General features: G+C 34.3%; 15 protein-coding genes. 11 read left to right on the top strand and 4 right to left on the bottom strand.

The annotated features are described in order from the left end of the window. Positions 1-8: 8 nt before the first annotated feature. Entirely contained in the window at positions 9-479 is a 471-nt protein-coding gene (yiaA, locus tag MHI34_RS00490) for an inner membrane protein YiaA (protein WP_036127227.1), read from the bottom strand. Positions 480-1,063: 584 nt separating this feature from the next. Continuing rightward, positions 1,064-2,482, bottom strand: coding sequence for a PLP-dependent aminotransferase family protein (locus MHI34_RS00485; protein WP_101966357.1), 1,419 nt, complete (start codon positions 2,480-2,482; stop codon positions 1,064-1,066). Positions 2,483-2,595: 113 nt separating this feature from the next. On the opposite strand from MHI34_RS00485, the gene MHI34_RS00480 reads away from it, so the two are divergent. The 5 genes from MHI34_RS00480 (at position 2,596) to MHI34_RS00460 (ending at position 7,229) form a co-directional block, all read left to right on the top strand. Next, a complete protein-coding gene (locus MHI34_RS00480) occupies positions 2,596-3,519 on the top strand; it encodes an EamA family transporter (protein ID WP_089932122.1) in 924 nt (307 codons plus the stop codon). A gap of 76 nt (positions 3,520-3,595) precedes the next feature. Beyond that, positions 3,596-4,255 carry an MBL fold metallo-hydrolase gene (locus MHI34_RS00475; RefSeq protein WP_271912655.1) on the top strand — a complete coding sequence of 220 codons (660 nt, stop codon included), beginning with the start codon at positions 3,596-3,598 and terminating at the stop codon, positions 4,253-4,255. 161 nt (positions 4,256-4,416) lie between these two features. Beyond that, positions 4,417-4,626, top strand: a complete 210-nt coding sequence (locus tag MHI34_RS00470; RefSeq protein WP_058843320.1) for a hypothetical protein — start codon at positions 4,417-4,419, stop codon at positions 4,624-4,626. A 433-nt stretch (positions 4,627-5,059) separates the two neighbouring features. After that, a complete protein-coding gene (locus MHI34_RS00465; protein ID WP_271912657.1) occupies positions 5,060-5,995 on the top strand; it encodes a DMT family transporter in 936 nt (311 codons plus the stop codon). A gap of 292 nt (positions 5,996-6,287) precedes the next feature. Next, positions 6,288-7,229, top strand: coding sequence for an alpha/beta hydrolase (locus tag MHI34_RS00460; protein ID WP_330493504.1), 942 nt, complete (start codon positions 6,288-6,290; stop codon positions 7,227-7,229). Between the two features lie 414 nt (positions 7,230-7,643). Here MHI34_RS00460 and MHI34_RS00455 read toward each other — a convergent pair whose 3' ends face one another. Next, positions 7,644-8,264 carry a flavin reductase family protein gene (locus MHI34_RS00455; protein WP_089932129.1) on the bottom strand — a complete coding sequence of 207 codons (621 nt, stop codon included), beginning with the start codon at positions 8,262-8,264 and terminating at the stop codon, positions 7,644-7,646. Positions 8,265-8,514: 250 nt separating this feature from the next. On the opposite strand from MHI34_RS00455, the gene MHI34_RS00450 reads away from it, so the two are divergent. The 6 genes from MHI34_RS00450 (at position 8,515) to MHI34_RS00425 (ending at position 15,358) form a co-directional block, all read left to right on the top strand. Continuing rightward, positions 8,515-9,129, top strand: coding sequence for a TetR/AcrR family transcriptional regulator (locus tag MHI34_RS00450; RefSeq protein WP_257982862.1), 615 nt, complete (start codon positions 8,515-8,517; stop codon positions 9,127-9,129). A gap of 15 nt (positions 9,130-9,144) precedes the next feature. After that, entirely contained in the window at positions 9,145-9,834 is a 690-nt protein-coding gene (locus tag MHI34_RS00445; protein WP_058843325.1) for an ABC transporter ATP-binding protein, read from the top strand. Further along, positions 9,827-11,557 carry an ABC transporter permease gene (locus MHI34_RS00440; protein WP_342504024.1) on the top strand — a complete coding sequence of 577 codons (1,731 nt, stop codon included), beginning with the start codon at positions 9,827-9,829 and terminating at the stop codon, positions 11,555-11,557. Before MHI34_RS00445 ends, MHI34_RS00440 begins: the two co-directional genes overlap by 8 nt. Before the next feature lie 504 nt (positions 11,558-12,061). Then, a complete protein-coding gene (locus MHI34_RS00435) occupies positions 12,062-13,660 on the top strand; it encodes a sensor histidine kinase (RefSeq protein WP_036124914.1) in 1,599 nt (532 codons plus the stop codon). Between the two features lie 13 nt (positions 13,661-13,673). After that, on the top strand, positions 13,674-14,348 hold the full coding sequence (locus tag MHI34_RS00430; RefSeq protein WP_058843327.1) for a response regulator: 675 nt from the start codon (positions 13,674-13,676) through the stop codon (positions 14,346-14,348). 35 nt (positions 14,349-14,383) lie between these two features. Then, positions 14,384-15,358 carry a tripartite tricarboxylate transporter substrate-binding protein gene (locus tag MHI34_RS00425; RefSeq protein WP_036124911.1) on the top strand — a complete coding sequence of 325 codons (975 nt, stop codon included), beginning with the start codon at positions 14,384-14,386 and terminating at the stop codon, positions 15,356-15,358. Positions 15,359-15,406: 48 nt separating this feature from the next. Here MHI34_RS00425 and MHI34_RS00420 read toward each other — a convergent pair whose 3' ends face one another. Beyond that, complete coding sequence (locus MHI34_RS00420; protein WP_036124909.1) at positions 15,407-16,195, bottom strand: ABC transporter ATP-binding protein; 789 nt, start codon at positions 16,193-16,195, stop codon at positions 15,407-15,409. Positions 16,196-16,203 lie beyond the last annotated feature (8 nt).

The following is a 16,203-nucleotide window of genomic DNA, read 5'->3' as shown; positions in this document are numbered from 1 at the left end:
CATATAGTTTAATTTCTTTCTCTTGCCCTCTGTGTGTCTCTAATATTTTTTTGAACTGTTATGGAGGCAAATAAACTAAGGACAAATGACATACCATAGAATCCTTTTTCGCTTAAAACAATACTTCCAGCATTATATAAACCAATACCCATTAATAAAATAGATACAATAAGTGCAATCCAACTAATACCATAATAAATAGTAGTAACTGGTATTCCCTCATCTTTATCTCTTACTGATTTTTGTAAAGATACTGCTGAATAGAGCCCGAATACTAAAACAGCTAAGTAATATCCTTTTTCGTTTAGTTGCATCGTTGCGTTAAATAGGCCTATAAGATAAGCAGTAACACCTACGAACAGTGCTGCCCAGGAAGCACCCTTGAAAGCAGCAGTCGGTTCTCCCTCTTTCCTTTCTACTTTTATTTTCGGATCAGGCTGTTTTCCCTTATCTAATGATGTCTCATTTTGATTAGACAATATCTTTCTCCTCCTTCTATCTCTGTATCAAAACATTCTTATTCTACAGGGATGTGATGAGAACAGAAATTTCTCTAAAACTGGCTTTTCAGTAATAAAGCAACCCCCTTTGAAGGAAGCGGCTTTATACTTGACCGTTATTTTGCTGCACTATAGATAGTCAATGTGGCTTCATCGAATTTAAAGGGACGATTATTGTTTCTTGGTAAATTTGCGCTTTACCCCGAGACAATTTTTTCTGTCCTTTGTTGCAATTCCTTTTTAGGGGCAGGAATCTGTTGTACCGATAAGAACTAGGTGTATAACTTTTTTTCATTTTATTCAAATAGACAGCAGAATATGTTAGGTAGATGTGGCTGCCTATTGTTGCTTTGCCCACTGTTATTGACGAACAATGAACGAAATAATTTAAATGGTTGATAATAGCTAAGGCATAAATAAAGCTGTGTAAAACCTGACTTATGGTTGAAATTAAATTGGTCAGTTGCAACAATTGTATTTAAATGCTAATAAAAGGCTTTTAAAGAAAATTTAAAAGCCTAGGCCCATTTGAAAGTGAGTAGCTGGTTTCAAAAAAGTACCCCTCACGTAGAAAGAGATTGTGCCACTGCAACCAACCTTTTTACTCCTTCCCTTAGTTGTTTTTCATTTGCATAAGAATAGCTTAAACGTACCCAGGATGATAGTTGTTTTAATGGATCACAAATTTGACCCGGTACAAAGGATATAGATTGTTCAATACTTTTAGATAGTAATAATTCAGTTGGAACATTATCTGGGAGCTGCACCCATAAATTCAGACCACCTTTTGGGCTAGTCCATCGCCAACCTGTTACAGCTAGCTCTTCTTCCATGATTTCCTTTCGAATCTGTAGGGCGATCCTAATTTTCTCCAAATGCTGTTGCAATCTTAGGGATGAAAAGTAATGGAGAAAAATTTTTTGATTGAGAAGTGGTGAGCCATTATCAGCCAATGATTTTTCTATTAGGAGTGAGTTCATTAATGATGATTGACAAATCACAGTCGCAATTCTCAAGCCAGGAGAGATATATTTGCAAAAGCTTCGGATATAAATGACTGTTCCAGCACTATCGTACGTGTAAATGGGTGGTGGTGGGGCTTGATCAAAATAGATGTCGTGATAGGCATCGTCTTCAATTAATAGAAATCGATATTGTTCAGCTAGTTCTACTAATTTTTTGCGCTGCTCGACAGAAACAGTATAACCAGTCGGGTTATGGAATGTGGGGTTGAGATAAAATAGGCGCGGCTTGTATTGTTTAATATAGTATTCAACCTGTTCTAAATCGTAGCCCTCTGGATGGATATCAACCGTTACAATCTGTGCTCCTTGTGCTCTAAAAATATCAATCGCAGCACTGTAGCTTGGACGTTCAAATAAAACGACGTCTCTTGGTTTAATAAAAGCTTGAGCGATTAAGTGAATCGCTTGCTGTGAGCCAGAAGTGATTAACAGATTATCTGCACTCAAATGAGTTTTATACTGGTTGATAAAATAGTGAGTGAGTGTTTCACGCAGCTCTAGATCACCTTGTACAGTTGAGTAGGTGGCAAGTACTTTAGGATAAAGATCAAACACTTCCTTCACATAATCTGAAAAATAATGATTAGGCAAAAGATTTGGATCAATCAACGCCTGAGAAAAATGATAGGAAACAGAGGGTTGATGGATTTCGGATAAATGATTTTTTTTTACGTATGCAGAAACAATGGGATTGTCCTGATCTAGATATTCAAGATTTTTCGTTACAGTTGATTGGACATAATAGCCTGCTTTATCTTTTACATAAACTTTGTCATGCTGTTTTAGTAATTGATAAGCTTTTAATACCGTTAATCGATGAACATTCATTTCAGATGCTAATTGTCGGACGGAGGGAATCTTGTCATGTTCTTTCCATTCTTTACGTTCTATACGGTGCAGTACATAATCGTAAACTTTGTTAAAAAGATAATCTTCATTTTGATTTGCTTTGCCCATATTGATTCCTCCTTTTCAAAACGATTGTACCACGAACCTATCTAATCTGTTCTATCCCTTTTAATCTGTTCTATTGTCTTTCTTTTATGATAGAAAAAGAGGAGGAGGTTTATATGGTACTTATTAATTATTTTTTCATGTGTTTGATTTTTGGAACGACTTTTTTAGCGATTAAAATTGGTGTTGATGCAGGAATGCCTCCGTTTTTATCAGCTGGCCTCCGTTTTTTTATTGCCGGTTTACTGCTATTTAGTTTTATGGTTTGGAGAGAAAGAACGACAATACGGGTGTTATTTCGTAAAGAGATGTTTTTTACAGGAGTGGGCTTAACCTTTGGGACGTTTGCCACATTATATTGGGCAGAACAGTATGTGACATCAGGGATTGCAGCTGTCTTATCTGCTACAGGTCCAATGATGATCATTATTATACAGACATTCCTATTGAAGCAAAAAGGAAATCGAAAATCATTTATTGGTTGTGTTGTCGGAGTCATTGGTGTTACGTTCTTGATCTTACCTAGCCTTTCAATTGAGATTAGTCCCTTCTGGATGGTTGGTTGTTTTGCCATAATACTAGGGGAAGTTTTTTATGCATCTGGAACCATTTATACGAAACATGTCATCCGAAAATTTGAAACGACATCTCCAATTGCTTTAAATGCAGCGCAAATGATGCATGGTGGGATTTTATTAATCGTTTTGTCACTTTTTACTGAGAACATTCAGCTTCATTATCTTTTAAGCCCAGCTTCAATTGGCTCTCTTCTTTATTTAATTATTTTTGGTTCAATGATCGGCCATAGCATTTATTATTGGCTTGTTTCCCGAACGAATCCTGTTTTTCCTTCTACATGGCTGTATATCTCACCAGTCATTGCCGTTACATTAGGTGTGACCCTCTATCATGAATATATTTCTTGGCTAACAGGCATAGGTACTCTGACGATTATTGCTGGAACGGTTCTAGTCAATTTCGAAACATTGAGGGAGTTGCTTTGGCGCAATAGGACTATGCTTCAGGATGTGAAAAATTAATATAGCTTGAATAAGAGAGGTAAGAAATTCTATTATTCTACATTGATTAAATCAAATTTAAAAGGAGAATGAAGCTATGAAAATTTCTAAGGGAGTAGAGATTCTGGATCTTGAATTTAATGGGAACATCATTCATCCAACACTTTTATGGGATCAGGAAATGGCTGTTTTAATAGACACTGGGTTCCCAGGTCAAATGGAAGATTTGCGCGTAGCAATGGATAAGGTAGGCGTGTCGTTCGATAACCTAAAGGTTGTGATTTTGACACATCAGGATATAGATCATATAGGCAGCCTCCCGGAAATAGTGCGAAATTGTGGAAGTAATATAAAAGTCTATGCGCACGAACTAGATAAGCCTTATATCCAGGGGGATTTACCACTTTTGAAAGACGCGCACATAGCGAATCCACCCAAGGGGAAAGTGGATGTGGCCTTGAAAGACGGTCAAGAACTACCGTATTGTGGCGGAATTCGAGTGATCCATACTCCAGGGCACACGCCTGGCCATATCAGCTTATATTTAAAGCAAAATAAAACACTTGTTGCTGGAGATTCGATGTATAGTGTAAACGGTACACTGGGAGGAATTCATGTTCCAACTACTTTGGATATAAAGGTCGCTCGTCAATCTTTGAAGAAATATTTAGACTTAGACATTGAATCTGTAGTTTGTTACCATGGAGGATTATGTAACGTAAATATTAAAGAGCAGATTCAAAAATTTTACAAATAATGATCTCTTTTTTTTGAGGAACTATTGCTAAGTGTAAATGGAAGTCTGTTTTATTGTTAGCCAGCTCATGTTATAATGAAGAGCTTAAGATGATTAAGACCTTTTTATAACGGATGCCAAGAAAAGCCTCCGCAAAATGAAAAATATGGAGGTGTAAGAGAATGAATAAGCGTTGGACGATTAGTGAAATTCAAAAGTTTGTTGAGAATAATTCGGAAAGTAAGTTGCTAACGACTGAATATCATGGTTTTTCTCAAAAGTTATTATTTAAATGTGCATGTGGAAGTAACTTTGAAAAAACATTTACGAAATTTAAAAATAAACATCAACGAAAATGTGATGTATGCCAACCGCCAAAAGAGTCACGCTAAATGTATTGCCAATTTTTACTAAAGAGAAATAGACTTTTTCTATGTGACTGATAGAAGAAAATGTTGATTAAAATCACTTTACTCTTATAGGTAAGGTGATTTTTTTGCCTAGGATTACTACTGAAAAAGATGGTAAAGTAACATACTTAAGCAAATACAGAATAAAACATCACCAATTTAACCTTCTGTATTAATGAAATATCATGGATAGAAGCCAAACCCTTGATACATCTGGGTTTGGCTTTTTTAATATTTCCAAAATTTTTCTTTTTTCACTGAAAAACTCGGTTTGTAAACCATTATTGCCGAAAAAAAGATTGTAAAATAACAATCAGTGATTTATATTGGAGATTATGATTTTTTTTCAAAATCTCAAAATCATAATCGAAATTTAATTTATATACAAGTTTTAAGAGGGAAGTGAATTAGCAAAATGTATCTTTATCCCCTATTAGTCATTATTGCAGCTAGTAGTTTTGGAATCGTTTCAACTATCATAAAACTGGCAATGCGTAGTGGCTTTTCGGTATCCGAGGCAGTGACAAGTCAATTTTTTGTTGGCTTCTGTATAGCAGTATGTATCTGCTTAGTTACAAACAGGTCAAAATTTAGCTTTAAAGGTGTTAAAATCCTTTTATTTGCAGGTATCTTAACTGGGTTAACAAATATTTTATATGGTCATTCTTTGAACTTTTTGCCAGCTTCCTTGGCAGTAGTACTACTGTTTCAATTTACATGGATCGGTATGTTGATCTCTTGTATTACAAAACGGCAATTTCCAAGCAGAATTGAATTAATCTCTTTAATTATATTGGTAGCTGGAACCATACCAGCTGCTGGAATAATTGATGTTGATTTATCCCAAATACCTTTGCAGGGATGGTTATGGGGATTAGCAGCTGCTCTTTGTTACTCTTTATTTTTATATGTGAACGGTAAGGCAACTGCAAGTATGACAACCTCTAACCGTTTAGTATTGGTTTCTTTTTTTGCTTTTATGATTACGGCGGCTTTTCAGTCTCCAGAAATTATTTGGAATGGTACTTTGTTTAATGAGGGGCTTTGGATTTATGGATTGGCATTAGGGTTATTTGGCATGATTATCCCCGTTTTCTTATTCACTATTGCAGTTCCTAAAGTTGGATTAGGTATGTCCTCTATATTGAGTGCTGTTGAATTGCCAATCGCCGTGATGGTATCTGTTATCCTATTAAGCGAAACGGTTACCATTTTGCAAATAGCAGGTATCGTCACGATCGTTGTCGGTATAAGCTTACCAACATTGCTAGATAAAGATGGATTGTTAAGTAGCGTCAAAACTAAGTACAAAAAATCCAGCAAAGAAGTAGCGAAAGGGTCTTCGATTTGAAGATCCTTTTTTCATGACAATCAAGCAATGTGATAACAATTCGGTTTTCTGATACGAATTTAACGTCCTCCTTAGTAGATTCAATTACACCTTTTATGCAACGCTGTAAATTTTTTTGTTCATACTCCGTTCATATTGTTGTCATAAGCAGTACACCTTCGTTGTATAAGCTATCCTTAACGGTTTATGAAAGTAGCCGGAATCCACTTAGAGATAACGAAAGGGAGGTGTGGCACGAGAGCAATGGAGAAAACGGTGATCGCTTACCGTTCTATACTATCGTGCAAACATAATGAAAAAAATGATCCTCATTTTAAGTAAATTAATAGCAGTTTTTGCTGTAGCCATCATACTTTTTTTAGCGATTGTTTTCCTAGTGAATATTGTCTGCTCTAAAATAGAGCAAGGAAAAATAGAAACTTATGGGCAGTCTGTAGCAGTGGACGGGAAAACGATGAATGTCTTCATTCAAGGAGAAGGCGAAGAAACCGTTGTGCTTTTACCTGGTTATGGAACAGCGGCACCAGCACTTGATTTTAAATTTCTAGTAGATGAATTATCTCCATTTTACAAAGTGGTTGTCATCGAGCCTTTTGGTTATGGGTTAAGTGATCTAACTGAAAAAGAACGTAGCACAGAGAATATTGTTAGTGAAATACATGAAGCTTTACAGCGTCTTCATATTGAACGTTATATTTTGATGGGTCACTCCATTTCAGGCCTTTACGGATTGGATTATGTGAACAAATATCCAGAAGAGGTGAGTGCATTTGTCGGGCTTGATAGCAGTGTTCCAACGATAAGCGAGAAAAAGATTGATTCTTCTATAATAAGAACTATAAAACTACTTAAAAAATCGGGTTTAGCGAGATTGCAAGTAAAGCTAGGGGATGACCCATACGCCGTACTACCATATGATGATAAAACAAAAGAACAATTGAGAATTCTTAAACACAAAAACATGTACAACCCAAGCCAGTTAAATGAAGCTGAAATGATGTATGAAAATTTTAAAGCAGCTGAAAATAGATCCTTCCCAAAAAATCTCCCTGTGATTTTCTTTATACAAGAAAATCATCCAGTAACTGACAGATGGATACCAGAGCATAAAAAACAAATAGAAGATTCTATAAATGGGAAAGTGATGACATTTGAAGGGGATCATTATTTATATCGTACCAAAGCAAAAGAAATCGTTGAAGGCTTCAGAGAATTTATGAAGGAAGTACAGTGAAGGTACTGAGAAAGATCCTTTATTTTATCTTATATTGATGGTCAGTAAGCACCTATCTCGATTGGGGAAATAAGGATGAGCCAACTAAGTGCCTCCGACCAAGTGTAATATATTTGTTGTAGTTAATTATTTTGTGCGTATGAACAGCCAGTATCTATTTTGAAGCCAATTAAATAAAGTTCTTGAAACGAATAACCAGGCGCTCATATGAGTACCTGGCCTTTTTTATGCAGTATTAGAAGTGTTCAAAAAGGTTCTGAAAGGTGTAACGATAACGCTGAAACCATCATCAGGAGGCTCATGGCAAAAATCATGGGGAACAGCTCTGTAATGACATAAATAGCGCTAACCAACTACTTACTTAATAGAGTATGGGTTTACTTTTATACTGTATCTAGTACAACTTGATTATGTTTAGATCTCTGAACGGAAGTTGTTACCTAGCTTGCTTCCCAGACCAAAATAATGCCGAAAATTATAAATAAGTGGGCTCCATTTATTTGGATCAATATGATTTTCTTCAATAATAATTTCCTCATGAGCATGTACATGTATCGTTTGTGTCTCAACAATTGCAAAAGTAGGAGAATAATCTGGGATACGAATATGTTTTACCTTTGCCTCGATTTGAATGGGACACTCCATAATCCGAGTAGGAATGACCGTTGTAGAATTAATAGGTGTGAATCCACAAATATCAAATTTCTCTTTTCTATATGTAAAACCAATTTGTTTCTTAAAATCTGGAACTGTTTTTTTTCCTGTGTAAGGAGCTAACTGCTCCACATTTTCCCATAGAGAGGGGTCAGGAATATTAATGACACATTCAGGATGTCGTTCTAAATTTTCTATTGCTTTTCCACCAAGGCCAATACCTAAGACAATACAGTCTCCTAATGCCCAAGAAGATGACAAAGGGCTAATATTCACTGTTCCATCCTCATTTAATGTACTCAGTAAAATTACAGGAAATCCATAATATAAAATTTTAGGATTTATCATTTTTGTATTTGGTATTTGCTTTATTATTGTCATTTTAAGTTCCTCCTACTAAATATTTTCGCTGTCATAACTCATTGTAAAATATAAAGATTTCGATAAGCATCGAAGTGTTGATTACAAAATAATTACTTCAACAAAAGAATATGGAGGAAAGGTAAAGTTTAAAGTTCTTCATTTCGTCTCCTTGATATTTCTACATTTTTTATGCCAATTTCCTTGACTTCATAAGAAAAATATGGAAATATATAAATAAACCGTTGGTCGGTTTATTTATAGGAGGTTTATGATGGCAAGGACAAATAAAAACTATGAACATAAAAAAAACGACATTTTAATTCGAATTTGGGAGGTTCTTCTGCAATATGGTTATGAAAAAATGACACTTCCGATAATCATAAAGGAATTGGGCATATCAAGAGGAGCCTTTTATCATTATTTTCAGTCAAAAGAAGAATGTGTAGATGAAGCTGTTAAATTGTTTGTTGAAAATGCGGTAGTGGAAATAAAGACGATGGATAATAAGACATTATCCGCAGATGTAAGACTTAAAATGGCAGTTCAAAATAGTATTTCTCTTTTTCATCAAAATAAAGAGCAAGATCGAATGATGAATCAACCTGAAAATGCTGTATTCCATCAAAAACTGATGATAGGTCTAACTAAATATCTTGCTCCGTATTTTGCAGAAATCATTGAACAGGGAGTGGAGGAAAAAATTTTTTACACAAATTATCCCTTAGAAATAGCTGAAATGTTATTGACACTATCAAATTTTTATTTAGATAAAGATTTATTTCATTGGGATCCAGAAACCATTCCATATAAAATAACAGCCTATGAAGAATTGATCAATAAAGGTTTAGGAACAACTGATAATATTGGCTTTTTTACTAACTAAAAAGGAGATTGGTAAATGGAAGCTGTTTTAAAATTACAAAATATAAGCAAAAAATTTAATGATTTTGATACAGTTTTACAAGAAATTAACCTTTCATTTTTTGCCCATACGTTTAATGTGATACTCGGACAAAGTGGTTGTGGGAAATCAACACTCATCAATATCATGTCAGGACTAATGAAGCCAACAAGAGGAAATGTTTATTATAAAGATTTAGATATTTCTCATGCGGAACAAAAAGAGATGATTCAATTCAGACGCTATAATTTCAGTAATATTTTCCAAGACTATTTACTATTGTCGGAATTAACGGTACGGGAGAATATTGAATTAGGGAAAACAGGGAATGCTCAAGATTTAGAATTCCGTGAACTTATAGCAAGGCTAGGGATCGAAACATTAGCAGATCGATTTCCCAATGAATTATCTGGTGGTCAGCAACAACGAGTTTCTATCGCACGTGCAATGATTAAAAATCCTGAAATTTTGTTTTGTGATGAAGCAACAGGAGCATTGGATGAGCATAACAGCAAACAAGTTGTGGACTATTTAAAGGAATTAAATAAAACCTATGGTACACTCATTATTTTTTCTACACATAACCTCAAAATTTCCACAGTGGCAGACCGTATTATTGTCATGAAGGACGGTCTTATTGAGGACGATTATTTAAATACTTCTCCACGGAGATTCTATAATGAGTAGGGTGTTTAAACAAATTTTCAAGAGTTTACTATGTGAAAAAGCGACTATGTCTGTGTTATTTTTTCTGAGCTGTTTAGGCTCATTTATGTACTTTTTTGTTCAAGTATCTATAGATGGGAATCTAAAACATTTGGCTTACAATAAAGCAAATGGGATATTAATTAATAGCTCGCAAAAAGAGCTATTGATTGCATTGCATTCTAATCAAATTTTAGCAGCTACTTTTTTAATCATTTTTTCTGTAATTGCAGCCTTTGCATTTTATATGTTTTTTTTAAAATATTACCGTAATCATCTGAAAGAAATTGGTTGCTATAAGGCTTTCGGATGTTCAAATAAACAAATAATCGCAGTTATGTTTTTCATTAATAGTAGTCTTTCTTTTATTGCCTTTATAGTAGGCTTCATATTGGGATGGATTTGCTCAGATGTATTATTACAATTATATCGTTCATCTTTTGATATTGAATCACTTCAAAAGGGAATTTTCCCTTCAAATTTAGCAATAGGTTTCCTATTTATTGTTGTATTATCGGGAATCATGGCAATAGTGCCGTACTATAAGTTTTTAAAATTTGATATTTCCTCATTATTACGTAATTTCCCTGAAGAAAACCAAAATAAATGGATTGTTTTCATTAGCAATAAACTATCCAATGCAGTTCCAATCAAATATCGGCGCTCATTTCGCATAGCTTTACGTAAGCCATTTGCAGTGTCTTTACTATTCCTGTCAGTAGGCTGTTTTACAGTTTTATGGATTATGAGCATGTCACTTCATTTCAGCAGTCAATATATTTATGAAACCCAGACACTTGGTAGGTCCTATAAATATGATATTCAGTTTGAAAATTATCAGCCGTATCATCCACTAGAAGAAGATAGTACTTTCTATTTAAGAAGTAATGTGAAGATTTCATGGAAAGGAAATGAAATTAATCAACAAGCAATAGGATTTCATAAAAAACCAAATTTGTTTCAATTTTATACATTAGATCACAAGGAGCTTTTCTTACCTAAAGAAAAAGAGGTGTATATAAATGAAGCTTTATCTGAACTCTATGGAATACGACAAAATGATTATATTGAAGTAAATATTAAACATAAAATCTATAAACTAAAAGTTGCTGCTATTGTGGGAAATGCAGAGAATAAGACTATTTATCTTTCAGAACCGCAATTAGCAAGTATGTTATCCATAAAAGAGTCAAGCTATAACGGAATACTTTCAAACACTGTTCCTAAACAGTATGAGAATAAATCAATAATAACAGAAAAGGAACGTTTAGCTTATTTACAAAAAAATAATGTTTCAAATAAAATAAGTGCAGTGATAAATCAACTATTAGGATGTATGATTGGCTGTTTGCTTCTTTATCTTGTCATACTGCTAAATTTTCAAGATTGCACAAGAAATATTCTTATTTTAAATATGTTAGGGTATTCTGCAAAGTCCATTAACAAAATGTTAATCAGTATTTATAAACCTCTTTTAAATGTGGCATTTATCATTATGGTTTCATTAAGTGTTATAGTTTGTCAGTTCATACAAAAAAGCCTCTCGATAAAAACGGGTGATTATATACCGTTTCAAACGAATTTGTTTATAATTGGCGGTATATGGTTGTTGCTAAATCTACTTTATCATCTTATCCACTGTAGATTTAATAATAAAATTGAAAAAATTCAAAATGCAGAACAGACTAAAAAATACATCCTTTAACACCAACATAAGTAAAATGATGTGACTATTAAGGAGATAGCAAACGAAGATGTTTTGAATGTAAAGAAATGCACTTCAAGGAACAGTGCATGGTAGTTGAAGATGCTGTTTGTTTTATCTTTCGTACGAGGGAAACTAAGGAATACAACATTAATTTTATGAGCAGGGTAAATCATATTACTATATGAATAACTTCTTCTACTGGTAGAAATCTAAAGAGAATTCAATCCCCATTTAATTATGAACGGTGGGGATTATTTAATGCTTATACAGTAAGCGATTTCGAAAGAATGGATGACAGAAATGAGCGAACTAACTGTATCATCTTTGTTTAAATGTGAGCATTCACCATATCCTAAGGGGTGCTTGAAAAGATGTATAAAATAGTGGTTGTAAAGTACAATAAGATGGGATATTCATAAGCTAAATTTCATTATGAGAGTTATCTACTATTTTCTTCATTCAATATAATTCTGTCTCTCTAATTTAGAAGGGTTAAATACGATGTTTAAAAATAAAAGGATTACATTAAAAACGAAAATACTAGGGTTAATTAGTTCCCTTATACTTCTCATTATTACGCTGCTTGCAAGTGTCTTTGCTTATTTACAAGCAGTAGATACTAGAAATCAAGTAGAACAATTAGCATTACAAGCGGCAAAATCGATTTCACTTATGCCTGAATTAAGAGATGCAATTGAACAAGAGGACTTAGAAACTCAATTTCGTCCTATCGCTGAGCAAGTGATAGATCAGGTAAACGCAGCAAATATTATCATTGAAAATCGTGATAAGATCATTTATTCTCATGTAGAAAATGATATTGAGGAAAGTGGTTTAGATGATACCAATGATCTAGCACTGCTATTTGGAGGCTCAAATATTTTTGAAGTTGAGCGAAGCAGTGGCTCCGTTATTATTGGGAAAGTGCCAATAATGGCCGACTATGGTGATTTCCAGCGCATAATTGGAGTCGTTTCGGTAGAGTTTTTGGAAACAGACATTTATCGAAATATTATTAGTAGAATTAAGACCATTGTCATTGCCTCTATTGTGATACTAATGCTCGGTATCATAGGTGGTATTTTTCTAACAAAAAGTATTAGAAAGGATACCTTAGGTTTAGAACCACACGAGATTTCATCGCTATACCTAGAAAGAAGTGCAATTCTTTTGTCTATTAAAGAAGGAATTCTTGCGATTGATCAAAATGGATTGTTAACATTAATCAATCATTCGGCTAAGAAAATGATGAATCTTAATGAAGAAAGATTAATTGGTCAGCATATCAATGACGTTCTAAAGAATTCAAAAATTGAAGAGGTTTTGCAAACAGGAAAAATGATGCACAATGTTGAGATTCTCTTGAATGATATCGTTTTTATCTTTAACGTTATTCCTATTATAAAAAACAATCAAATTATGGGGGCTGTATCTAGTTTCCGTGATAAGACTGAATTAAAGAATTTAATCAATACTATATCAGAGGTTAGGGCTTATTCAGAAGGCTTACGAGCGCAAACCCACGAATACACCAATAAATTATATTTAATATCTGGTTTGCTCCAATTAGAACGATATAAGGATGCTTTTGATTTTATTCAAAAGGAGTCAATCACCTATCAACATAGAAATCAAATATTATTTAATCAAATTCATGATGCTAATGTGCAAGCAATTTTGTTAGGGAAACTAGGGAAAGCTTCTGAAAAGAAAATAACATTAGAAATTGATCCTGATAGTCATGTCGATCCTTTGCCAAGCAATATTGAGGTAACAGATATTATTACAATTATCGGAAATCTCATTGATAATGCCTTTGATGCGGTCGCTAATCAACAAAGTAAGAAGGTATTGTTTTCAATTACTGGCTTTGGTAATGACATCATAATAGAAGTAACAGACAACGGAAAAGGGCTGTCTGAGGAACAAATAGATACCATATTCACTTTGGGCTATTCTTCTAAAGGGGAGAATAGGGGGTATGGCTTATTCAATGTTAAACGAATTGTGGAGTCATTAAGGGGCACAATTGAAGTGCATAATGATAAGAGTGGAGGAGCCATTTTTACAGTATACCTGCCAAAAAGGGCTTTCATATGAGGAGAGAAGTAAAGTGATAAAAGTTGTGATTGCAGAGGATGACTTTCGAATTGCACAAATACAAGAGGGATTTTTGAAGAGAGTATCTGATGTAAGCTTGGTTGGGAAGGCGTTAAATGCTAAAGAAACATTGAACCTGCTTGAGCAAGAAGAAGTTGATTTACTTCTATTAGATATTTATATGCCCGATGAGCTTGGAACTGATTTACTTCAGAAAATAAGGGGAGACTATCCAAATGTAGATATTATTATGGTTACGGCAGCAACTGAAAAAGCTATGCTAGAAAAGGCTATGCGTTTTGGCGTTTTCCACTATCTTTTAAAGCCGGTAACAATGGAAAAGTTTATTGAAATCATCGAGGAATATAAAAGGAAAAAAGAGCTCTTTAATAGTAGGGATGAAATCGATCAGTCAATTATTGATAGTTTCTTTGGCACTTCTGTCCAAACTGTGATGAATCAAAAGGACCTTCCTTCAGGGGTGGATCGTTTAACCTTGCAAAAAGTCAAAGAAATAATGTTTGAGCTTAAAGGTGGCGTTTCAATTGAGGAAATGGGGGAAAAGATGGGGGCATCTAGAACAACGGCAAGAAGATACCTAGAGTATTTGGTTTCAATCAACGTCTGTACAGCTAAACATGATTATGGAATTGTCGGAAGACCTGAAAGGAAGTATTACCTAATATGACAAAACACTGTAAATTTATGATAAAGGTCTAACGAATGAAGAAGAAACAACTCATGTTATTCCTACTGTTCATGATAATTCTCTTTACTTGCTCTACAAATGAATTTAAAATCGAGGAACCAATCACAAAAGAGGTAACGATTATTGCACCTAGCTCAATTGGTGGGGGATGGGATGTAACAGCTAGGGCTATGCAAGATATATTGATAAGTGAAAATTTGATGAATCAGAATATTTCTGTTATTAATAAAGTCGGTGTTGGCGGGGAATTAGGCTGGAAATATACAAAGGATCAAACAGATTCAGTAATAGCCATTAATTCAAGTCTACTTATCACTAATTATTTATTGGGTCAAAGTAAATTAACGTATAAAGACTTTACACCAATTGCCACCTTAGCGACTGAATGGGAAGTTACCATTGTTTCAAAAGGTTCGAAAATATCCAGTGCTAAACAGTTAATGGACGATCTCAAGAAAGATCCGCATGCTTATAAAATCGGTGTTTCCCCAAGGCTTGGAAATGATGATCAACTTTCCTTTGTATTAGCTAGTCAACAGGTTGGGCTGAAAACGGAACAGCTCGACTTTTATGTTTATGAAAATAGTGAACAAGTGGTGGAGGCATTATTAAAAAAACAAATCGATGTTGCCACGATGTCTTTATCAGAGGCGAAAAAATATGCTGAATCAAATCAAATAAAATTACTAGTGATTTCTTCTGAAAAAAGATTAAAGGAGTTACCAGAGGTTCCGACATGGGCTGAGCAAGGAATTGATTTAGTTTTTGAACATTGGCGTGGAGTGATGGGGCCTCCGAACATGTCAAATGCTGAAATTGAATTTTGGGATGCAACAATCGAAAAAATGGTGAAGACTGAGAAATGGAAGAAAACGCTTCAAATGTATATGTGGAATGATTTTTATAAAAATAGAAGAGAAACGATTATTTTTCTAGAAAATCAAAGTAGGATGTATGAACAATTAATGGGTATTCATATGGATTCGTAAATAAAGGGGCCGCTACATCTTAAAAGTAGCGGTCCCTTGTACTTAGTACTAGCTTAATGATAAGCCGATAGGAATACACAGTGGTGTTTGATCAACAGGATTTTCAATAATACAGCAATCAAGTCCAAATGCTTCTCTAATCATGCTTTTGGTAAATACTTTTTCAGGCGGCCCCTCTTGAAAAATTTTTCCTTTAACAATGCTAATAAGGTGGTCAGCATATTGTGCTGCCTGATTTAAATCATGTAAAACCATAACAATTGTTCGACCATGAGTTACGTTTAAATTGCGTAACAATTCTAGTATTTCAATTTGATGAGCCAAATCTAAATAGGTTGTTGGTTCATCTAATAATAAAAGATCTGTGTCTTGTGCTAAAGCCATTGAAATCCAAGCCCTTTGCCTTTGCCCTCCAGATAGCTCATCCAATGTACGATCTACAAAATCGGTCATTTTGGTGGCCATTAACGCACGGTTTACAATCGCATCATCTTCCAGCGTTTGTCTAGACAATAAACCTTTATGTGGATGTCTACCATAATAACAAAGATCTTTAACAGTTATATCTTCCGGAGCTTCTGGACCTTGAGGTAAAATAGCCAATTTCTTTGCAATTTCTTTAGAAGATTGCTGATGAATGGCTTTTCCATCTAAATAGACTATTCCTTCTTGAGGTGTTAATAATCTAGCTAAGGAGCGCAAAATAGTTGATTTGCCGCAACCATTCGACCCAATAATAACACTAATCTTACCTTCAGGAATGACTAAATTTATATCATCAAGGATTTGAGTTGATCCATAGGACAGTGAAAGATGCTCGGCTGATAATGTTGTCATAAATGTTC

Source organism: Lysinibacillus sp. FSL L8-0126 (assembly GCF_038630385.1).
GTDB lineage: Bacteria > Bacillota > Bacilli > Bacillales_A > Planococcaceae > Lysinibacillus > Lysinibacillus fusiformis_D.
This window is presented reverse-complemented; position numbering and strand designations above follow the sequence as displayed.